Consider the following 20,361-nt stretch of genomic DNA (forward strand, 5'->3'; position numbering starts at 1 on the left):
ATATGTCCGTGACGGGGTTCCGCACGAGGTTCCGTGCCGGGTTGCGTCCGGGTGCTGTACGGGGCCGGGTCAGCCCAGCTCGACCGGGAGGTCGAACAGGTCGTTCTGGGTGACGATCGGCTTGTTGCGCAGCTCGGAGGCCGGTACGGCGAGCTCCAGCTCCGGGAAGCGCTCATACAGCGCGGGGAGCGCGACCCCCGCCTCCAGGCGCGAGAGCGCCGCGCCCGGGCAGACGTGCGGGCCGTGGCCGAAGGCGATGTGGCGGTTGGGGGAGCGGGCCGCGTCGAACTCGCCGGCGGTCGGTCCGTACTGCGCCTCGTCCCGGCCCAGCGCCCCGAAGGAGACGATCAGGGCCTCGCCCTTGGGCAGCACCTTGTCACCGACGGCCACGTCCTCGGTGGCGAAGCGGATCAGGACGTGGGACGTCGGGGTGTTCCAGCGCAGCGTCTCCTCGATCACGTTCTCCCACGGCAGCTCGCCGGAGAGGACCTGCTTGCGCTGCTCGGGGTGCGTCTCCAGGGCGACGACGGCGTTCACGATCAGGCTGATCGTCGTCTCGTGGCCGGCCGCGATGATCAGCTGGAGGGTGTTGACGATCTCCTCGTTGCTGAGGTGGTCGCCGTCCTCGGACGCCGAGATCAGGGCGCTGGTCAGGTCGTCGCCCGGTTCGGCCCGCTTCGCGTCGACGATCTTCGTGAAGAGCGTGCCGAGGTCCGCCATCATCTGCGGGACCTCCTCCGGCGGCGTCTGCGTCGAGAAGAACTTCTCGAACAGCTCCTTGAGGCGGGGGTGGTCGGCGGCGTCGACGCCCATCAGCTCGCTGATCACGTTCATGGGCAGCGGGTAGGCGAATTCGGCCTTCAGGTCGACCTTCTCGCCCTTGGGCAGGGCCGCGAGACGGTCCAGGCTCGCGGTCGTCAGCGCCTCGATGCCCGCGCGCAGCCGCTCCACCCGCTTCACGGTGAGGGCCTGCGCGACCAGGGTGCGCAGCCGGCGGTGGTCGGCGCCGTCGACGGTCAGCATGGAGCGGCCCGGGTTGGCCAGGCCGATCAGCGGCCAGTCCATCGGGATCTCGCCGCGCTGCCAGGCGCCCCAGACGTTGATGTCCTTCACGATCCGGGGGTCGGTCAGCAGCTGCCGGGCCTCCGCGTGGTGCGTGACGGCGTAGCAGTGCACTCCGCCGGGCAGCTCCACCTCGGCGAGCGGGCCGGCGGCGCGCAGCGCGGCGCTCTCGCCGTCGAGGTCGGCGACGAACGGGTCGAGGGCGATGCGGGTCATCTCTGGCCTCCGGTGGCGGGTCCTGCGGCGGGCGTGGGCGTGAAGGCGACGGGCAGGTCCGTCAGGCCCCGCAGCCAGGGAGAGGGGCGCCGGGTGAGCTGCTCGGCGGGGACGTCCAGATCGATGTCCGGAAGGCGGTCGAGCAGGACCTCGATGCCGGTGCGGGCGATGACCTCGGCGGTCTCCTGGGCCGGGAACGGGCAGCGGTGCTCGCCGTGGCCGAAGGAGAGGAAGGCGTTGTTGCCGCCGGTCAGTGAGGAGCCGTCGGTGCGCACCTGCGGGTCGGCGTTGGCGGCGGCGATGCCCAGGAGGAGCAGGTCGCCGGCCTGGATGTGGCGGCCCCCGAGGTGGGTGTCGCGCGAGGCCCAGCGGCCCGCGACGTTCTGGGTCGGGGGGTCCTCCCACAGGACTTCGTTCATGGCCTCGGCGACGCTGTGCCGGCCGCCGGAGAGCGAGGCGGCGAACCGGTCGTCGGTGAGCATCAGCCGCAGCGAGTTGCCCATCCAGTCCGCGGTCGGCTGGTGGCCGGCGGCCATCATGACCATGAGGTCCTGGGCGATCTCCTCGTCGGTGAAGCCGCCGGGGTCGGCCAGCATCAGGGTCGCGACGTCGTCGCCCGGTTCGGCGTGCTTGTCGGCCAGCAGCTGGACCATCGACGCGCCGAGGTGCTGCTGCCCGGCCAGGGCGCGTTCCCGGCCGTCGATCATGTCGTTGATCGAGCTGACGAGCGCGTCGCCGACCTCGTCGCTGAAGCCGTAGATCCTGGCCAGGACGCGGGCGGGCAGGAGCATCGCGTACGTGGCGATGATGTCGGTCGAGCCCTTGGAGCAGAACCGGTCGATCAGTGCGTCGGCGAACTCCTCCGCGTACCGCTTGAGGGCGAACGGGTCGACCGCTTCCAGGGCGTTGCTGATCATCCGGGCGCGCTCGACGTGCCGGGGGCCGACCGTGTAGAGGATCGACGGCTGCTTGCGGCCGATCATCGGCAGGAGCGGCCAGTCGCCGGGGATGCGCTCCCACTGGCTCCAGAGGTCGGAGTCGCGGCTGAACAGCACCGGGTCGCTGGTGACCTGGTGCAGTTCGCGGTAGCCGAGGACCAGCCAGGCCGGGACGTCGCCGTCCAGGACGACCGGTGCGACGGCGCCGTGGTCGCGGCGCATCTCCCGGTACAGCTGGGTGGGTTCGGTCTGGAACCGCGGCCCGGACAGGGGCGCGGGTCCGTGTGCGGGGCAGCCCGGGGGCGGTTCGGGGGGCTGGGTCACGGGGTGGGCTCCGGGGTCTTCTCCGGAGTGGCTTCCGGACGGGCGGCGGCGGAGGGGACGGTGCCCTTGGAGAGGGCGTAGAGGTGCTCCACCAGGGTGATCAGGACGTACTTGCTGGAGGACCGGTCCCGGGCGTCGCACTCGACGAGCGGTACGTCGTCCGAGAGGTCGAGCGCCTCACGGATCTGCTGCTCGGTGTGGAGCGGGCCGCCGAAGTCGTTGCACGCCACGATGAACGGCGTGCCGTGGTGTTCCAGCCGGTCGATGGCGTACCAGGAGTCGGCGAGGCGCCGGGTGTCGACGAGCACGACCGCGCCCAGCGTCCCGGAGAACAGCCGGTCCCACAGGTACCAGAAGCGTTCCTGGCCGGGTGCGCCGAAGAGGTAGAGCACCGAGCGGGCGTCGAGCGTGATCCGGCCGAAGTCGAAGGCGACGGTGGTGGACGTCTTCGACTGCACCCCGTCGAGGTGGTCGACGGCCTCGCCCGCGCGGGTCATCGTCTCCTCCGTGTTGAGCGGACGGATCTCGCTCACGGATCGGACCATGGTGGTCTTGCCGACCCCGAAGCCGCCGACGACGACTATCTTCAGTCCGTTGTCGGCCGTGGCCTGCAGGGCGGCACGGTCAGAGGTTGCGGAGTCCAACGAGCACCTGTTCCAGGATGTCGGGGTCGGGGAACCGGTCCGCGACACGGGCGGTACGGGGATGGCGGGCGCTGATCCGGCCGGTGTCGAGCAGGTCGCACAGCAGGATGCGCACGATGCTGACGGGCAGGTTCAGTCCGGCGGCGATCTCGACGACCGCGGTGGGCCGCTCGCACATCCGCAGGATCGTGACGTGCTCCGACTGCATGCCGGGGGCCGGCTCGCATTCGGAGACGACGAGGGTCACCAGGTCGAAGGCGGCCGAGTCGGACCGGCTGCGGCCACCGGTGAGGGTGTACAGCCGGTCCGGGTCGTCATCCCGGCCGGGACGCGGGCGGACCGTCATACGGTCGCGGTTTCGGAGGCCTCGGCTGACTCGCGCGGCGGGGCGACGAGGTGCTCGCCCAGCTGCTCGACGAGCTCGCTCATGTTGTGGCCGACGAGGCCCACGTCGGCGTGCTCGGAGGCGACGACGGCGAGGTGGGCGCCGGCCCCCGCCTCCACGATGAACAGCACGCCACCGTAGAACTCGGCCATCGCGGAGCGCACGCCGCCGGTGCCGTCGCCGAACTCGACGGACGCCCCGTGCGAGAGGCTCTGGATTCCGGCCGAGATCGCGGCCAGCTGGTCCGCCTGGTCGACGGACAGCTCGGGGGTACGGCACAGCTTGAGGCCGTCCCTGGACAGCACCAGGGCGTGACGGGCGCCGGGGGTGCGCTCAAGGAGCCCCTCCAGCAGCCAGTTGAGCTTCTCGTCGGTGGTCGCGGTCATCGGGTGTTGCCTTCCGGGTGCGGGGAGGTGGGCCGTACGGCCTGGCGGAAGCTGCTGAAACGGGCCGCCTGGGCCGCGGGGTCGGCGGTACGGGGCCGGGGGGCGGAGCCGTCCGCCGGGTCGGAGTCCGGAGTGCCGGACGTGGCCGCCGCCCGGGCACGGGACTCGGCGGCGGCCAGGGTGCGGCCGCGCGAGCGCTTGGGCAGGCCGCTCTCGCCGAAGCGGGGGAGGCCGCCGGTGGTCTCCGAGCCGGAGTCGGAGCGCAGGGGCTCCTGGGCGCGGGCGGCGTCGGGGGACGCCTCGGGGTGGTCGGTGCCGGAGGTGTGGACCGGCTCGGGCTCGCGCGGGGCGGGGGCCGCCGGACCGGCGGCGGGCTCGGGGGCCGGCGCCGCGGCGCGGGTGATGATCTCCTGCGGGAGCATCATCAGCGCGCCCGTTCCGCCGCGCGCGGAGGGCCGGAACGAGACGGTCAGACCGTGCTTGCGGGCGAGGCGGCCGACGACGGCGAGGCCGAGGCGGGTGCCGGAGAGGCCGGTCAGGTCCTGGTCGGTCGCGGAGACGGCGCGCTCCGCGCGGCGCAGCTGCACGTCGCTCATGACCAGACCGCTGTCCTCGACGGTCAGCACGATGCCGGCCGGGACCTCCTCCACGTACACGTGGACCTCGGCGGTGGGCGGCGAGAAGTTCGCCGCGTTGTCGAGGAGTTCGGCCAGGGCGTGCATGACGCCCTCGGCGGCGTGGCCGGCGATGGCGACGTCGCTGGTCGAGTGGAGCCGGATGCGCTGGTATCCGCTGATCCGGCCCATGGCGCCGCGCAGGATGGACTCCATCACGATCGGCTTGGCCCAGCGCCGCCCGGAGCGGGCGCCGGTCAGCACGGCGATGGAGTCGGCCAGCCGGCCCGCCTGGGCGGTGCGGTGGTCCAGGTGCAGCAGGTCGCCCAGGATGTCCTCGGCGGAGTGCCGGTGCTCCATGTCGCGCAGGTCGGCGAGCATGCTGGTGGCCAGGGCCTGCATCCGTCCGGCGGCGTTGGCGCAGGCGGCGACGGCGGCGGAGCGCTCGGTGTCACTGCGGGCGGCGCGGGCCTTGAGGCGCGCGTTGTCGGCGGTGAGCCGTTCGATGTCGGCCGTGGCCTCCTTGGCGACGCGGGCCGTCTCGGCGGCCGCCGCGGCCTTGATCCTGGCCGTCTCGGCGGTGAACCGCTGGGCGTCGGCGGCGGACGCCGAGACCATCCGCGAGGTCTCGGCGGTGAACCGGCCGCTCTCGGCCGCGAGCAGTTCGCGCAGCCGGCGTGCGGTGACGCGGGCGTGGACGGCGGTGGCGACGGCGGCGGAGAGCAGCAGCGCGGCGGCGCTCGACCCCCAGGCCACTGCGGTCCTGGCCGAGTCGGGGGCGGCGACCGCCGCCCACAGACTCAGGGATCCGGTGAGGGCCACGGTGACCAGCAGGGCCAGTGCGGTCGGCCGGGTTGAGGGGCGCAAGCGGAGTCCTTGGGGGGCGGACGGTGACGGATGGGACGGTTCGGGAGGGTCGTGACTGCGGTAACCAAAAGCGACAACTGGAACAGAGAATTCCCAGACAAGTCTGGGTCACTATATGAGAATTGACGATCTGTTTGGGAAGAACTTGTGGTGCACTCTGTTGCGTTTCTGTTCGCGAGCCGGGCATATTCCGGCGTATTGACGTAATCGGCGGAAACGTGCGCGTGCTTCCCGGCCAGGCGGCCGGGCAGCGCGGCCGGGGCGGCGGCATCCTGGCCGGATGGCATCCGGCAACGCTCCGTACGGCACCACCCCCACCGCACTCGTCCGTGAACTGCGCGCCTCGGTGAGGGGTGACGTCGCCTTCGACGCCACCGCGCGCGCCCTGACGACGATGGACGCCTCCAACTACCGGCGGGTGCCCCTCGGCGTCGTAGCCCCGCGCGACGCCGACGACATCGCCGTCGCGCTCGCCGTCTGCCGGGCCCACGGGGTGCCCGTCGTACCGCGCGGCGGCGGCACGTCCATCGCCGGGCAGGCCACCGGCAGCGGCGTCGTCCTCGACCTCACCCGGCACCTGCGGGCCGTCGTGGACCTGGACGCCGGCTCCCGTACCGCCGTGGTCCAGCCGGGCGTCGTCCTGGACGACCTGCGGGCCGCCGCCGCTCCGCACGGGCTGACCTTCGGCCCGGACCCCTCCACGCACAGCCGCTGCACCCTCGGCGGCATGATCGGCAACAACTCCTGCGGCGCGCACTCCGTCGCCTGGGGCACCACCGCCGACAACGTCCACGCCCTGACCGTCACCCGCTACGGGGGCGACACCCTGCGCCTGGAGCGGGGCGCCGAGGGCCCCGCCGGACTCCGCGAACTGGTCACCGCCCACCTCGCCCTCCTGCGCACCGGATTCCCCGCACTCCCGCGCCGCATCTCCGGATACGCCCTGGACGCCCTGCTGCCCGAGAACGGCCCCGACCCCGCCCGCGCGTTCTGCGGCAGCGAGGGCACGCTCGGAGTCGTGACGGAGGCGACCCTGCGGCTGGTCGAGGCGCCCGCCGCCCGCGCGCTCGCCGTCCTCGGCTACGCCGACGAGTCCGCGGCCGCCGAGGCCGCCGCCGGTCTCCTCCCGCTCCACCCGCTGACCGTCGAGGGCATGGCCGCCGACCTCGTACGCGAACCGGCCGGGCTGCCCCGCGGCGCGGCCTGGCTCTTCGCCGAGACGGGCGGCGCCACCCCGGCCGAGGCCCGCGCGCACGCCGAACGCCTCGTGCGCGCCGCGGCCGCCGACGCGGTGGACGCCGCCGTCATCACCGACCCCGCCGGACAGCGCGCGCTGTGGCGGATCCGGGAGGACGCGGCGGGAACCGCCACCCGGATCCGGGAGTCCCCCGAGGGCGGAGTCTCCGGGGGCGGCGGCGAGGCCTGGCCCGGCTGGGAGGACTGCGCCGTGCCGCCCGCCCGGCTCGGCGACTACCTCCGCGACTTCCGGGCCCTGCTCGCCCAGCACGGCCTGCGCGGAACCCCGTACGGCCACTTCGGCGACGGCTGCATCCACGTCCGGATCGACTTCGACCTCCTGAGCGAGCCGGGCGTGGCCCGCTTCCGCCGCTTCTCCGAGGACATGGCCTCACTCGTCGTCGCCCACGGCGGCTCCCTGTCCGGCGAACACGGCGACGGCCAGGCGCGCGCCGAACTGCTGCCCCGCATGTACGGGGACGAACTCGTCGCCCTCTTCGCCCGGTTCAAGGACCTCTGGGACCCCGACGGAGGGATGAACCCGGGCATCCTCGCCCGCCCGGCCCGCCTCGACGAGAATCTCCGCTTCGCGGTGCTCCCGAAGAAGCCGGTCGACGTCGCCTTCGGCTACCCGCACGACGGCGGCGACTTCTCCGCCGCCGTGCGCCGGTGCGTCGGGGTCGCCAAGTGCCGCACGCCGCGGGGCCCGGGCCCCTCCGTGATGTGCCCCTCCTTCCGTGCGACGGGCGAGGAGGCGCACTCGACGCGCGGCCGGGCCCGGCTGCTCCACGAGATGCTGGCCGGGGACGCCGGCGGCGTGATCACGGACGGCTGGCGCTCCACGGAGGTACGGGACGCGCTCGACCTGTGCCTGTCCTGCAAGGGCTGCCGCGGCGACTGTCCGGTGGGCGTCGACATGGCCACGTACAAGGCGGAGTTCCTGCACCACCACTACCGCCGCCGGCTGCGCCCGGCCGCGCACTACGCGATGGGGTGGCTGCCGCGGTGGCTGCGCCTCGCCGCCCCCTTCGCGGGCGTGCTGAACACCCTGGCCCGGGTGCGTCCCCTGGCCTTGCTCGCCAAGCGCCTCGCGGGCATCGCCCCGGAGCGCGGGATCCCGGTCCTGGCGCGCGAGACGTTCACCCGGTGGCTGAACCGGCGCTGGGGCAAGGGCACGCACGTCCTGTCCACCGACGACGTCGCCCTGGTCTGGCCCGACACCTTCACCGAGCACCTCTCCCCCGAGGTGGGCCGGGCGGCGGTGCGGGTCCTGGAGGCCACGGGCCGCCAGGTGATGCCACCCGCCCGCGGCCTGTGCTGCGGCCTCACGTACGTCTCGACCGGACAGCTCGACCGGGCCCGCCGGGTGACGCGCCGCACCCTGGAACGACTGGGCGGCCTGCTGGGCGACCCCGTGATCGTCCTGGAACCGAGCTGCGCGGCGACGCTGCGGACCGACCTGCCGGAACTCCTCCCCGACGACCCGCGGGCGTCCCAACTGGCCGCGTCCGTCCACACCTTGGCCGAGTACCTGGAGAAGTACGCCCCCCACTGGCGGCCCCCGCACCTCGGCCGCCCCGTCACCGGCCAGACGCACTGCCACCAGCACGCGGTCCTGGGCGACGAGGCGGACCGCCGTCTGCGCGCCCGCGCCGGTCTGAAGGGCGAGCTGTCGGGCGGCTGCTGCGGCCTGGCCGGCAACTTCGGCTTCGAACGCGGCCACTGGGAGGTGTCGGTGGCCTGCGCGGAGGACCAGCTGCTGCCGGCGCTACGGGAAGCGGCACCCGGCACGGAGGTCCTGGCGGACGGTTTCTCCTGCCGGACGCAGCTGGCCCAGCTGGGCGGGGTCCGGGCCCGGCACCTGGCGGAAGTGCTGGCCCAGGGGCTGGAGGAGCGGACGCCACCCCCGCGTGCTCGCTGAGCGGGTGCGTGCACCGGCAGCCCGAAGTCCGCCGCTGCTTCGGCCAGTTCGCTGTCGTACGTCACGAACGCGGTGAGCCCCACCCGGAACGGGTCCGCGGTCGCCAGGTGGATGGAGTCCAGGGTGCCTGGTCTGCGGGTCTGATAGGCGGTCGCGCGCGCCATCACGGTGCTGGTGAGGTCGATCAGGTAGACGCCCCGGGCGGCCTGTGCGCGAAGTACGGGATGCGCTCGGGGTCGACCCCGGCCCGGTGCGGCGTGCGGGTGATCTCCAGCCTGGCCAAAGCGCTGGGGAGCAATTCGTTCCCCTCCGGCAGCGCCGCACGCCGGGCGCGCAGGGCCTCGGATTCGGATTCGGGCCTGATGAACTTCAGGAGCGCGCACGAGTCGAAGTGGATCAACGTCGACGCTCCTCGTCTCGTTCCGACAGCAGCCGGCCGGAGAGGCTCGGTAGGTCCGGCGCGAGTTCGGCTGCCAGGTCCGGCATGCCCTGCTCGGCGGGAGGAGTGGCGTCACCGCCCCCGCGCTGCCTGAGGCATCGCCGCCCCCTGCCGCTCGATGTCCGCCGCCGCCCGCCCGGGCGGCCCGAAGCGGTGGCGGGTGCGGCGGTGGGCGCCATAGCGGCGCATGCGCCGCGTGCCGACTGCGCACCTTTACCGTGGTGGGGTGCGCTGCACGGAGCGAGTGCAGTATCTTCGATTACATAGTGCAGTCTGCTGGACTGCCGCCCCGACGATCTCGACGAACCCGTACCGCGTGAACGCAGAAGGACAGGCCACAGGTGAACGACCAGGGCACCTCCGCAGAACCGGCCGCGGCCGTGGTCGCCATCCCCGAGGCGGTCAGCGCCCTCGGTGAGCAGGACGGCGCCCGCGCCGGTGGGCGCGGGGCGGCGCTCGCCCCGGTCGCGCTCGTGGTCGCGGGCGGGCTCTCCGTCCAGTTCGGCTCGGCGATCGCGGTACTGCTCATGCCGAAGGCCGGCGCGCTGGGTGTCGTCACGCTGCGGCTCGCGGCCGCCGCCCTCGTCCTGCTCGTCGTCTGCCGCCCGAAGATGCACGGCCACTCGCGCGCCGACTGGGGCACGGTGGTGGCCTTCGGCCTCGCCATGGGCGGCATGAACACGCTCTTCTACCAGGCCGCCGACCGCATCCCCCTCGGCGCCGCCGTCACCCTGGAGGTGCTCGGCCCGCTCGCCCTCTCGGTGTTCGCCTCCCGCCGCCTGGTCAACGTGGTCTGGGCCGCCCTCGCGCTGGGCGGTGTGGTGCTGCTGAGCGGCGGGGGCTTCGACCGGCTCGATCCGGCGGGCGCCGCGTACGCCCTCGGCGCCGGGGCCATGTGGGCGGCGTACATCGTCTTCAGCGCCCGCACCGGCCGCCGCTTCCCGCAGGCCGACGGGCTGGCCCTGGCGATGGTGGTGGCGGCCGTCCTCTCGCTGCCGCTCGGCATCATGGAGTCGGGCTCCAAACTCCTGGTCCCGTCCACGCTCGGGCTCGGCGCGGCCGTCGCGCTGCTGAGCTCGGTCCTCCCGTACACCCTCGAACTCATCGCGCTGCGCCGGATGCCCGCCCCCACCTTCGCGATCCTGATGAGCCTGGAACCCGCGATCGCGGCCACGGCCGGCTTCCTGATCCTCGACCAGGCCCTCACCACGACGGACGCGCTGGCCATCGCCCTGGTCATCGGCGCGAGCATGGGCGCGGTACGCAGCCAGGTGCGGGGCGCCCGGAAACGGTGAGGGGGCCCGCGCGCACGGCCGGGCGTCCGGTGACCGCGTGGGCCGCGCCCGACGTCAGGCGGCAGAAGGACGGGCCCCGGGCCGTGCGGCGCTCACCCGGCGGGGTCAGTGCCCGCCGGGCTCCCACCACGTCAGGTGGGCGGCCGCCTGCGCCACCGGCTCGATGACCTCCCAGCCCTCCGCGATCAGCCCTTCGTCGATCCGCCAGATGTCGACCACCGCGATCTCCGGACCGGCATCGGGGAGCCGGCGCCGCGAGTGCACCACGACGTGATCACCATCGGCCAGCAGGTGGTCGATCTCCACCCGCATACCGGCGAGGGGGACGAGGGCCGCCTCCACGGCGGCCAGCCATTGCGCCTTGGTCGAGAAGGTCGAGTCGGGCCGGTGATGGACGAAGTCGTCGCTCAGCAACGGCCCGATCCCGTCGGCGCTCCCGGTCTCGATCAGGGTCCCCAGCGCCCGTCGGACGATGTCCTTGTTCTCGTTCTCGGTGGTCATGGGCGCATGCTTCCCCCGGGCGCGGCGGGTTGTCGATGAAGTCGCATGTCATGGCGTACGGCTCCAGGACGACTACCCTCGACAACCGTGCGGACGGTGGGGGAGCTCTTACGGCAGTGGCGGCACCGCCGGCGCGTCAGCCAGCTGGACCTGGCGATCGCGGCCGGCGTCTCGGCCCGGCACGTCAGCCTGGTCGAGACGGGCAAGTCCCACCCGAGCGCCGACATGGTCCTCCGGCTCGCGGCCCAGCTGGACGTGCCGCTGCGTGAGCGCAACCGGCTGCTGCTCGCGGCCGGCTTCGCCCCCCGGTACGCCGAGCGCCCCCTCGGCCACGGCGCGCTGTCGGCGGCCCGGGACGCCGTCGAGCGGGTGCTCCGCGCGCACGAGCCGTACCCGGCGGTGGCCTTCGACCGCCGGTGGGACATCGTGCTGACGAACCGCGCGATCGAGCCGTTCCTCGCGGGCGTCGACCCGGACCTGCTCAGGCCGCCGGTCAACCTGGTGCGGCTGGGGCTGGACCCGCGCGGCTTCGCGCCTCTGGTCGTCAACCTGGCCGACGTGCGCACGGTGTTCCGCTCCCGGATCGGGCGTCAGCTCGCCGTCGCTCCCGACGAACGGCTCACCGCGCTCTACGAAGAACTGCTGGAGCCCGGGTCCGTCGCGGAGGACGCCTCCGGCACGTCGCTCGCAGCCGGCGCCGATGTCGTGATCCCCATGATCCTCCGCTTCGGCGGGCGCGAACTGCGGCTGTTCTCGACCATCACCACGTTCGGTACGCCGATGGACATCACGCTGGACGAGGTCGCGATCGAGCTGTACTACCCGGCGGATGCCGAAACCACCTCCTACTTCGCGGAAGGGGGGGCTTGCGCGGGGTGACCGAACCTAGGGTGGTCGCTGTATCCGACCTGGAGGAAAACATGCCGGAACGCGACGATCTGCTCGCGCTCGTGACCGACCAGCGCACCAATTTTCTCTACACCGTCGCCGATCTCGACGACACACAGGCGCGTACCCGCACGACCGTCAGCGAGCTGACGCTCGGCGGTCTGCTGAAGCACCTCGGGCTCGTCCAGCGCAGCTGGCTGGACGTGATCGAGGGCACCGCCCCCGCCAAGGTCGACTGGGCTGACCTGGACCCCGACGGCAACCGGATGACCGAATCCGAGACGCTGCCCGCCCTGCTGGAGGCCTTCCACACCGCTGCGGACGCGTTCGACCGTACGGTGCGCGAGGAGGCCGATCTCGACCGTGAGGTCACCCTGCCGGCGTACCCGTGGTCGCCCCCGGAGCCGGTCCTGTGGACGGTCCGCCGCGTCCTGTGGCACATCTTCCGCGAGATCGCCCACCACAGCGGCCACGCCGACATCATCCGCGAGGCGCTGGACGGCGCCAGCACGACGGTGAAGATGGCCGAGGCGGCGTCCAAGGGGGAGTAGCGCCCCGTACGGCGCGGGACCGTCAGCCGACCCGCCGGGCCAGCACCTGCCCCGGCCATTCCCCGGCCAGGAAGCCGGTGGTGGGGGCGAAGCCGTTGCGCTCGTAGAAGGCGACCAGCTCGCCCCCGCCGCCCGCCCAGCAGTCGACCCGCAGCAGTTCCACACCGGCCCGCCGGGTCTCCTCGGCGGCATGGGCCAGCAGCGCCGCCCCGATGCCCAGACCCGCGTGCCGTCGGTCGGAGACCAGCAGCCGTACGTACCGCTCGGGCTCCCCGGCCGGCGGGATGGGCACCTGCGGGTTGGGCCCGGCCCCCAGGACCAGGGTTCCGACGGGCACCCCGTCCAGCTCCGCCATGTACGGGGAGAACTCGGTCGTGTAGCGCTGGACCCGCTCCACCCCGCCGGGATTCTGCGAATACGGTCTCGTGCCCCATTGCTGGGTGTTGCCGCGACGGTTCATCCAGACCACCGCCGCATCCAGCATGTCCAGAATGACGGGCACGTCGGCCGGCCCGCCCGGCCTGATCCGTATGTCGTGTGCGGTGTCGGTGTTCACGGCGGCAGCCTAAGGGCTGTCCGCCATGCCCCGCCCGGCCCGTGACGCCTGGCCGGCGTCTCGCCGCGTCGGCGGGCCCCTCGGCCCCGTCGCCCCCTCAGCCCCGCCCCGGTCCCGGCCCGCGGGGGCCGCCAGATAAATCATGCAAGCACGCTTGATTGTTTTCCGTTCCGCTGGCAGGCTCCGGGGCACACCGCCACGCCCCGAGGGGAGCGCACCGTGTCCGATGTCGCAGCCGTGCTCGACGACCTGCGCAGCGAGAGTGACGAACTCGACCTGCTCGTCGCCGGGTTGAACGCCTCGCAATGGGCGGGGGCGACGCCCGCCGAAGGGTGGACCATCGCCCATCAGGTGGCCCATCTGAGCTGGACCGACGAGGTCGCGCTGCTCGCCGTCACGGAGCCGGAGCGGTTCGGCGACGAGGTGGCCAAGGCGATGAAGGACCCCGAGGGCTTCGTCGACCGGGCCGCCGAGGAGGTCGTCGCGGCATACGCCCCGGACGCGCTGCTCGTCCGCTGGCGCACCGGCCGGGAGCGGCTCCAGGAGGCTCTGCGGGCGGCCCCCGCCGGGACCCGGTTCCCCTGGTACGGGCCGCCGATGAGCGTGGCCTCCATGGCGACCGGGCGGCTGATGGAGACCTGGGCCCACGGCCAGGACGTCGCCGACGCCCTCGGCGTCACCCGCGCCCCCACCGCCCGGCTGCGGCACGTCGCGCGGATCGGGGTCCGGGCCCGCGACTACGCCTTCCTCGTCCGGGGGATCCAGGCGCCCGGAGAGGAGTTCCGGGTCGAACTGGAGGGACCCGAAGGAGAGTTGACCGCCTTCGGCCCCGAGGGTGCCGCCCAGCGCGTCACCGGGCCCCTTCACGACTTCTGCCTGCTGGTCACCCAGCGCGCCCACCGCGACGACCTCGCGGTCCGGGCCGAGGGGGCCGACGCCGACACCTGGCTGGGCATCGCGCAGGCCTTCGCCGGTCCCGCGGGACCGGGACGCGCCCCGCAGGCGCACCGATGACACCACCCCTGCGGATCGGCAACGCCTCCGGGTTCTACGGCGACCGCTTCGACGCCGTCCGCGAGATGCTCACCGGCGGCCCCCTCGACGTCCTCACCGGCGACTACCTCGCCGAACTGACCATGCTCATCCTCGGCCGCAGCCGGCTCAAGGACCCCGGACGCGGCTACGCCACCACCTTCCTGCGCCAGCTGGAGGAAGGGCTCGGGCTCGCCCACGAGCGCGGGGTGAAGATCGTCACCAACGCGGGCGGGCTCAACCCGGCCGGACTGGCCGACGCCGTACGGGAATTGGCCGAAAAGGCGGGCCTGCCCGTGCGCGTGGCCCACGTGGAGGGCGACAGCCTCCCGGTGCCCGACGGTTTCCTCACCGCCAACGCCTACCTCGGCGGCGCGGGCATCGCCGCCTGTCTGCGGGCCGGTGCGGACGTCGTCGTCACAGGCCGGGTCACCGACGCCGCCCTCGTCACCGGGCCCGCCGCCGCCCACTTCGGCTGGGGCCCCGAGGACCACGACGCGCTCGCCGGAGCCGTCGTCGCCGGCCACGTGCTGGAGTGCGGCACCCAGGCCACCGGCGGCAACTACTCCTTCTTCCGCGGCCACGACATCCGGCGGCCCGGCTTCCCCGTCGCAGAGGTCCACGCCGACGGGAGCTCCCTCATCACCAAGCACGACGGCACGGGCGGCGTCGTCGACCTCGGCACGGTCACCGCCCAACTGCTGTACGAGACCGGCGGCGCCCGGTACGCGGGACCCGACGTCACCGCCCGGCTCGACACCGTACGGCTGTCATCCGACGGCCCGGACCGGGTCAGGATCACCGGGGTGCGCGGCGAGGCCCCGCCGCCCACGCTCAAGGCCGGCCTCACCCGGCTCGGCGGCTGGCGCAACGAGGTCGTCTTCGTGCTCACCGGACTCGACGTCGAGGCCAAGGCCCGGCTCGTCCGCGACCAGATCGCGGACGCCTTCGCCCGGGCCGGGCGGCAGCCCGAGGAGGTGCGGTGGGAGCTCGCGCGCACCGACCGGGCCGATGCCGCGACCGAGGAGACGGCGAGCGCCCTGCTGCGGCTCGTCGTCCGCGACCGGGAACCGGAGGCCGTGGGGCGCGCCCTGTCCGGCGCCGCGATCGAGCTGGCACTCGGCAGCTACCCGGGTTTCCACGTGACCGCCCCGCCCGGGAAGGGCGCGCCGTACGGGGTGTTCGAGGCGCGCTCCGTACCGGCCGGGGAGGTGACGCACGTCGCCGTGCTGCCCGACGGGCGGCGCGAGGTGCAGGAGCCGGCCCGGCGGACGCGGCCGCTGGAGGACGTCGGAGAGCCACCGCTGCCCGAACCGCTGCCCGCCGGCCCCACCCGTCGCGCCCCCCTCGGAGCCGTCGCGGGGGCCCGCAGCGGCGACAAGGGCGGGGACGCCAACATCGGGGTGTGGGTCCGCAGCGACGCGGCGTGGCGGTGGCTGGCCCACGAACTGACCGTCGAGCGGCTGGCGGAACTCCTCCCGGAGACCGCCGGCCTCACCGTCGTACGCCATGTCCTGCCGAACCTGCGCGCCCTGAACTTCACCGTCCACGGGCTCCTCGGCGAAGGTGTCGCCGCCCAGCACCGCTTCGATCCGCAGGCCAAGGCCGTGGGGGAGTGGCTGCGCTCGCGGCGGCTCGGGATACCCGTGGCCCTGCTCCCGCCGCTGGAGAGCGCCGACGCACCGGAGGTGCACGCATGACCGTCCTGCCCACCGGCCTCGACACCGCGAGCCCCGAATACGCCGCCCACCGGGCCGCCATGCTCGACAAGCTCGCCGAGCTGGACGCCGCGCACACCGGGGCGCTGGGAGGCGGCGGAGAGAAGTACGTCGAACGGCACCGCTCGCGCGGCAAGCTCCTGGCCCGGGAGCGGATCGAACTGCTCATCGACCGGGACACCCCGTTCCTGGAGCTGTCACCGCTCGCCGCCTGGGGCAGTGACTACGCGGTCGGCGCCTCGCTCGTCACCGGGATCGGGGTGGTGGAGGGCGTGGAGTGCCTGATCACCGCCAACGACCCGACCGTACGCGGCGGCGCCTCCAACCCGTGGACGCTGAGGAAGGCCCTGCGGGCCAACGAGATCGCCTTCGCCAACCGGCTGCCCTGCGTCAGCCTGGTCGAGTCGGGCGGCGCGGATCTGCCGTCCCAGAAGGAGATCTTCATCCCGGGCGGGGCGCTCTTCCGCGACCTCACCCGGCTCTCGGCCGCAGGCATCCCGACCGTGGCCGTCGTCTTCGGCAACTCCACCGCCGGCGGGGCGTATGTCCCCGGGATGTCCGACCACACCGTCATGATCAAGGAACGGTCCAAGGTCTTCCTCGGCGGACCGCCCCTGGTGAAGATGGCCACCGGCGAGGAGAGCGACGACGAATCGCTCGGCGGCGCCGAGATGCACGCCCGCACCTCCGGCCTCGCCGACCACTTCGCGCTCGACGAGCACGACGCCCTGCGCCAGGCCCGCCGCATCGTCGCCCGCCTCAACTGGCGCAAGGCACACCCCGATCCGGGACCCGCCGAGCCGCCGAAGTACGACGGGGACGAGCTGATCGGCATCGTGCCCGGCGACCTGAAGGTCCCCTTCGACCCGCGCGAGGTCATCGCCCGGCTGGTCGACGGCTCGGACTTCGACCCGTTCAAACCGCTGTACGGGACGAGCCTCGTCACCGGCTGGGCCCGGCTGCACGGCTATCCCGTCGGCATCCTCGCCAACGCACAGGGCGTGCTGTTCAGCGAGGAGTCGCAGAAGGCCGCCCAGTTCATCCAGCTCGCCAATCAGCGCGACACCCCGCTGCTCTTCCTGCACAACACCACCGGCTACATGGTCGGCCGGGAGTACGAGCAGGGCGGCATCATCAAGCACGGCGCGATGATGATCAACGCGGTGTCGAACTCCAAGGTCCCGCACCTGTCCGTCCTGATGGGCGCCTCCTACGGCGCCGGGCACTACGGCATGTGCGGCCGGGCCTACGACCCGCGCTTCCTGTTCGCCTGGCCCAGCAGCAAGTCCGCCGTCATGGGCCCGCAGCAGCTCGCCGGCGTCCTGTCCATCGTCGCCCGCGCGTCCGCCGCCGCCAAGGGGCGTCCGTACGACGACGAGGCGGACGCCGCACTGCGCGCCATGGTCGAGCAGCAGATCGAGTCCGAGTCCCTGCCGATGTTCCTGTCCGGGCGGCTGTACGACGACGGGGTCATCGATCCGCGCGACACCAGGACCGTCCTCGGGATGTGTCTGTCCGCCATCCACACCGCACCGGTCGAGGGCGCCCGCGGCGGCTTCGGCGTCTTCCGGATGTGAGAGGTCACATGATCACCACGCTCCTCGTCGCCAACCGGGGCGAGATCGCCTGCCGGATCTTCCGCACCTGCCGCGCGCTCGGCATCGCCACCGTCGCCGTGTACTCCGACGCGGACGCCGACGCCCTGCACGTACGGGAGGCCGACACCGCCGTACGACTGCCGGGGGCCGCGCCCTTTGAGACGTATCTGCGCGGCGACCTCGTGGTCGCCGCCGCCCTCGCGGCGGGCGCCGGGGCCGTCCACCCGGGGTACGGCTTCCTCTCCGAGAACGCCGCGTTCGCCGCCGCCGTACAGGACGCCGGACTCCTCTGGGTCGGCCCGCCGGTCAAGGCCATCGAGCTGATGGCGTCCAAGACCCGGGCCAAGGAGCTGATGGCCGCTGCCGGAGTGCCGCTGCTCGCGCCCGTCGACCCGGGCGCGGCCCGCGCCGAGGACCTGCCCCTGCTGCTCAAGGCCGCGTCGGGCGGCGGCGGCCGTGGGATGCGGATCGTACGGGAACTGGCGGACCTGCCCGGCGAGCTGACGGCCGCCGCCGCCGAGGCCCTGTCCGCCTTCGGGGACGGCGAGGTGTTCGCCGAGCCGTACGTGGAGCGCGGCAGGCACGTCGAGGTCCAGATCATGGCCGACGAACACGACGGCGTCTGGGCGCTCGGCACCCGCGACTGCTCACTCCAGCGCCGCCACCAGAAGGTCATCGAGGAGGCCCCCGCGCCCGGCCTCGACGACGGGCTCCGCGACCGGCTGCACGACGCCGCCACGGCCGCCGCACGGGCCGTCGGCTACCGGGGCGCCGGCACCGTCGAATTCCTGGTCGCCGCCGACGGACGTCCGTACTTCCTGGAGATGAACACCCGCCTCCAGGTCGAACACCCCGTCACCGAGGCGGTGTTCGGTCTCGACCTCGTCGCGCTGCAGCTGCGGGTCGCGGAGGGCGAACCGCTGCCCGCCGCCGAACCCCCGCAGCCCCGCGGGCACGCCGTCGAGGCCCGGCTCTACGCCGAGGACCCCGCCCGGAACTGGCAGCCGCAGACCGGGGCGCTGCACGCACTCGACGTGCCGGACGAGCCCGGCCTGCGCCTGGACACCGGATACACGGGGGGCGACACCATCGGCGTCCACTACGACCCGATGCTCGCCAAGGTCATCGCCCACGCCCCCACCCGCACCGAAGCGGTGCGCCTCCTCGCCCGCGCCCTGGAACGCGCCCGCGTCCACGGCCCCGTCACCAACCGCGCGCTCCTCGTACGCTCCCTGCGCCACCCGGACTTCGTCGCCGCCCGCCTCGACACCGGCTTCTACGACCGGCACCTGAGCGCCCTGACCGAGGAGCCCGGCGACCCGGGCGCCGCCCTGCTCGCCGCCACCGCCGCCGCCCTCGCCGAAGCGGCCCACCGCACCACCACGGGTGGCGTCGCCCGCTTCGGCGCCTGGCGCAACGTCGCCTCGCAGCCGCAGCTCAGGCGCTACCGGAGTGAACCCGACGGCCGCGAGCACGACATCACCTACCGCACCACCCGCGACGGCCTGGTGCCCGCCGAGGGCATCCGGCTCGTCGCCGCCCGCCCCGGCCGCGTCACCCTCGAAGCCGAAGGCGTCACCCGGCACTTCGCCGTGGCCGGCCACGGCGACCGGGTCCACGTGGACACCGCCACCGGCTCGTACACGTTCACCGCCCTGCCCCGCTTCACCGATCCCGCCGAGCGCACCGAACCCGGCTCCCTGCTCGCCCCGATGCCCGGCACCGTCGTCCGCCTCGCCGACGGCCTCGCGGCCGGGACCGCCGTCGAGGCCGGGCAGCCGCTGATCTGGCTGGAGGCGATGAAGATGGAACACCGCATCCTCGCCCCCGCCTCCGGCACCCTCACCGCCCTGCACGCCGCCCCCGGCCTCCAGGTGGAGGTCGGCGCCCTGCTCGCCGTCGTCACCGAACCCGCAGACCCTGCTGAGGAGAAAGCATGAGCACCGTCCTGGAAACCGAAGAGCACCAGGCGCTGCGCGCTGCCGTCGCCGCCCTCGGAAAGCGGTACGGCAGGGAGTACTCCACCTCCCTCGCGCGCAAGGGCGAACACCCGCGGGAGCTGTGGGCCGAGGCGGGCAAGCTCGGCTACCTCGGCGTGAACCTCCCCGAGGAGTACGGCGGCGGAGGCGGCGGCCTGGCGGAGCTCGCCATCGTCCTCGAGGAGCTGGGCGCGGCAGGCTCCCCGCTGCTCATGATGGTCGTCTCCCCGGCCATCTGCGGCACGGTGATAGCCCGCTTCGGCACCGACGACCAGAAGCGGCAGTGGCTGCCCGGCCTCGCCGACGGCAGCCTCACCATGGCCTTCGGGATCACGGAACCCGACGCCGGCTCCAACTCCCACCGGATCACCACCACGGCCCGCCGCGAGGGCGGGGGATGGGTGCTCAACGGGCGCAAGGTGTTCGTCTCCGGCGTCGACGTCGCCGACGCCACCCTCATCGTCGGCCGCACCGAGGACGCCAGGACCGGCAAGCTGAAGCCCTGCCTGTTCATCGTCCCGCGCGAGGCGCCCGGCTTCGGGCGCTCCCTCATCGAGATGGAACTCCAGGCTCCGGAGAAGCAGTTCGAACTCGTCCTCGACGACGTGACCCTGCCGGCCGACGCACTCGTGGGCGACGAGGACGCCGGACTCCTCCAGCTCTTCGCCGGACTCAACCCCGAACGCGTCATGACCGCCGCCTTCGGCATCGGCATGGGCCGGTACGCCCTCGGTCGCGCCGTCGAGTACGCGAAGACCCGCCAGGTGTGGAAGGAGCCCATCGGCGCGCACCAGGCCATCGCGCACCCCCTCGCCCAGGCCCACATCGAACTCGAACTGGCCCGGCTGATGATGCAGAAGGCCGCCCGGCTCTACGACGACGGCGACGACGCCGGGGCCGGCGAGGCCGCCAACATGGCGAAGTACGCCGCGGGGGAGGCCTGCGTCAGGGGGGTCGACCAGGCCGTGCACACCCTCGGCGGCAACGGCCTCACCCGCGAGTACGGCCTCGCGTCCCTGATCACCGCGGCCCGGGTGGCGCGGATCGCGCCGGTCAGCCGGGAGATGATCCTCAACTACGTATCGCACCAGTCCCTGGGCCTGCCCAAGTCGTACTGACCGGCCCGCGGAGCCTCCGGCACCTGACCGGGGGCCGGCGGGGACCGGTCCGAGGCCCGTCCGGGGCCTTCCCGAGGCCCGCCGCAGAGGCGA

The 20,361-nt window shown here is 73.5% G+C and carries 18 protein-coding genes; 9 read left to right on the forward strand and 9 right to left on the reverse strand.

Annotated features, from left to right (window positions below; all coding sequences use genetic code 11):
* Window positions 1-69: 69 nt before the first annotated feature.
* The 6 genes from ABZ454_RS33570 to ABZ454_RS33595 are packed head-to-tail and all read right to left on the reverse strand — an operon-like array spanning window position 70 to window position 5,436.
* Window positions 70-1,278, reverse strand: coding sequence for a cytochrome P450 (locus ABZ454_RS33570; protein ID WP_359543359.1), 1,209 nt, complete (start codon window positions 1,276-1,278; stop codon window positions 70-72).
* Window positions 1,275-2,540: a cytochrome P450 gene (locus ABZ454_RS33575; RefSeq protein ID WP_359543360.1), complete on the reverse strand. Its 1,266-nt coding sequence runs from the start codon at window positions 2,538-2,540 to the stop codon at window positions 1,275-1,277. Before ABZ454_RS33575 ends, ABZ454_RS33570 begins: the two co-directional genes overlap by 4 nt.
* Window positions 2,537-3,184 (reverse strand): ATP/GTP-binding protein, encoded by a 648-nt coding sequence (locus ABZ454_RS33580; RefSeq protein WP_356319921.1) that lies wholly within the window; start codon window positions 3,182-3,184, stop codon window positions 2,537-2,539. The genes ABZ454_RS33575 and ABZ454_RS33580 overlap by 4 nt, the downstream gene beginning before the upstream one ends.
* A complete protein-coding gene (locus tag ABZ454_RS33585; protein ID WP_356319920.1) occupies window positions 3,165-3,530 on the reverse strand; it encodes a DUF742 domain-containing protein in 366 nt (121 codons plus the stop codon). The genes ABZ454_RS33580 and ABZ454_RS33585 overlap by 20 nt, the downstream gene beginning before the upstream one ends.
* The gene (locus tag ABZ454_RS33590) at window positions 3,527-3,955 is read right to left on the reverse strand and encodes a roadblock/LC7 domain-containing protein (protein WP_356319919.1); all 429 of its coding nucleotides are present in this window, start codon (window positions 3,953-3,955) and stop codon (window positions 3,527-3,529) included. Before ABZ454_RS33590 ends, ABZ454_RS33585 begins: the two co-directional genes overlap by 4 nt.
* Window positions 3,952-5,436, reverse strand: coding sequence for an ATP-binding protein (locus ABZ454_RS33595; RefSeq protein WP_359543361.1), 1,485 nt, complete (start codon window positions 5,434-5,436; stop codon window positions 3,952-3,954). The genes ABZ454_RS33590 and ABZ454_RS33595 overlap by 4 nt, the downstream gene beginning before the upstream one ends.
* 280 nt (window positions 5,437-5,716) lie before the next feature.
* On the opposite strand from ABZ454_RS33595, the gene ABZ454_RS33600 reads away from it, so the two are divergent.
* Window positions 5,717-8,593 carry an FAD-binding and (Fe-S)-binding domain-containing protein gene (locus ABZ454_RS33600; RefSeq protein WP_359543362.1) on the forward strand — a complete coding sequence of 959 codons (2,877 nt, stop codon included), beginning with the start codon at window positions 5,717-5,719 and terminating at the stop codon, window positions 8,591-8,593.
* Between the two features lie 184 nt (window positions 8,594-8,777).
* Here the strand turns inward: ABZ454_RS33600 and ABZ454_RS33605 are convergent, their stop codons facing one another.
* A complete protein-coding gene (locus ABZ454_RS33605) occupies window positions 8,778-8,993 on the reverse strand; it encodes a hypothetical protein (protein WP_359543363.1) in 216 nt (71 codons plus the stop codon).
* Window positions 8,994-9,373: 380 nt separating this feature from the next.
* Between ABZ454_RS33605 and ABZ454_RS33610 the strand changes: the two genes are divergently transcribed.
* Window positions 9,374-10,327 carry an EamA family transporter gene (locus ABZ454_RS33610; protein WP_359543364.1) on the forward strand — a complete coding sequence of 318 codons (954 nt, stop codon included), beginning with the start codon at window positions 9,374-9,376 and terminating at the stop codon, window positions 10,325-10,327.
* Window positions 10,328-10,432: 105 nt separating this feature from the next.
* Here the strand turns inward: ABZ454_RS33610 and ABZ454_RS33615 are convergent, their stop codons facing one another.
* On the reverse strand, window positions 10,433-10,828 hold the full coding sequence (locus ABZ454_RS33615; RefSeq protein ID WP_359543365.1) for a nuclear transport factor 2 family protein: 396 nt from the start codon (window positions 10,826-10,828) through the stop codon (window positions 10,433-10,435).
* A gap of 87 nt (window positions 10,829-10,915) precedes the next feature.
* Here ABZ454_RS33615 and ABZ454_RS33620 point away from each other — a divergent pair, with 87 nt between their 5' ends.
* Both ABZ454_RS33620 and ABZ454_RS33625 read left to right on the forward strand, forming a co-directional pair.
* Complete coding sequence (locus ABZ454_RS33620) at window positions 10,916-11,707, forward strand: helix-turn-helix transcriptional regulator (RefSeq protein ID WP_359543366.1); 792 nt, start codon at window positions 10,916-10,918, stop codon at window positions 11,705-11,707.
* 41 nt (window positions 11,708-11,748) lie between these two features.
* Window positions 11,749-12,267 (forward strand): DinB family protein, encoded by a 519-nt coding sequence (locus ABZ454_RS33625; RefSeq protein WP_356319912.1) that lies wholly within the window; start codon window positions 11,749-11,751, stop codon window positions 12,265-12,267.
* A 22-nt stretch (window positions 12,268-12,289) separates the two neighbouring features.
* Here ABZ454_RS33625 and ABZ454_RS33630 read toward each other — a convergent pair whose 3' ends face one another.
* Window positions 12,290-12,823, reverse strand: a complete 534-nt coding sequence (locus ABZ454_RS33630; protein ID WP_359543367.1) for a GNAT family N-acetyltransferase — start codon at window positions 12,821-12,823, stop codon at window positions 12,290-12,292.
* 219 nt (window positions 12,824-13,042) lie between these two features.
* Here ABZ454_RS33630 and ABZ454_RS33635 point away from each other — a divergent pair, with 219 nt between their 5' ends.
* The 5 genes from ABZ454_RS33635 to ABZ454_RS33655 are packed head-to-tail and all read left to right on the forward strand — an operon-like array spanning window position 13,043 to window position 20,268.
* Window positions 13,043-13,837: a TIGR03084 family metal-binding protein gene (locus ABZ454_RS33635; RefSeq protein ID WP_356319910.1), complete on the forward strand. Its 795-nt coding sequence runs from the start codon at window positions 13,043-13,045 to the stop codon at window positions 13,835-13,837.
* On the forward strand, window positions 13,834-15,555 hold the full coding sequence (locus ABZ454_RS33640) for an acyclic terpene utilization AtuA family protein (RefSeq protein WP_359543368.1): 1,722 nt from the start codon (window positions 13,834-13,836) through the stop codon (window positions 15,553-15,555). Before ABZ454_RS33635 ends, ABZ454_RS33640 begins: the two co-directional genes overlap by 4 nt.
* The gene (locus tag ABZ454_RS33645) at window positions 15,552-17,150 is read left to right on the forward strand and encodes a carboxyl transferase domain-containing protein (protein ID WP_359543369.1); all 1,599 of its coding nucleotides are present in this window, start codon (window positions 15,552-15,554) and stop codon (window positions 17,148-17,150) included. The genes ABZ454_RS33640 and ABZ454_RS33645 overlap by 4 nt, the downstream gene beginning before the upstream one ends.
* A gap of 8 nt (window positions 17,151-17,158) precedes the next feature.
* Window positions 17,159-19,111 carry a biotin carboxylase N-terminal domain-containing protein gene (locus ABZ454_RS33650; RefSeq protein WP_359543370.1) on the forward strand — a complete coding sequence of 651 codons (1,953 nt, stop codon included), beginning with the start codon at window positions 17,159-17,161 and terminating at the stop codon, window positions 19,109-19,111.
* Window positions 19,108-20,268 carry an acyl-CoA dehydrogenase gene (locus ABZ454_RS33655; protein WP_359543371.1) on the forward strand — a complete coding sequence of 387 codons (1,161 nt, stop codon included), beginning with the start codon at window positions 19,108-19,110 and terminating at the stop codon, window positions 20,266-20,268. Before ABZ454_RS33650 ends, ABZ454_RS33655 begins: the two co-directional genes overlap by 4 nt.
* Window positions 20,269-20,361 lie beyond the last annotated feature (93 nt).

Origin of the sequence: Streptomyces sp. NPDC005803, from assembly GCF_040630435.1 — a bacterium.
Classification (GTDB): Bacteria; Actinomycetota; Actinomycetes; order Streptomycetales; family Streptomycetaceae; genus Streptomyces.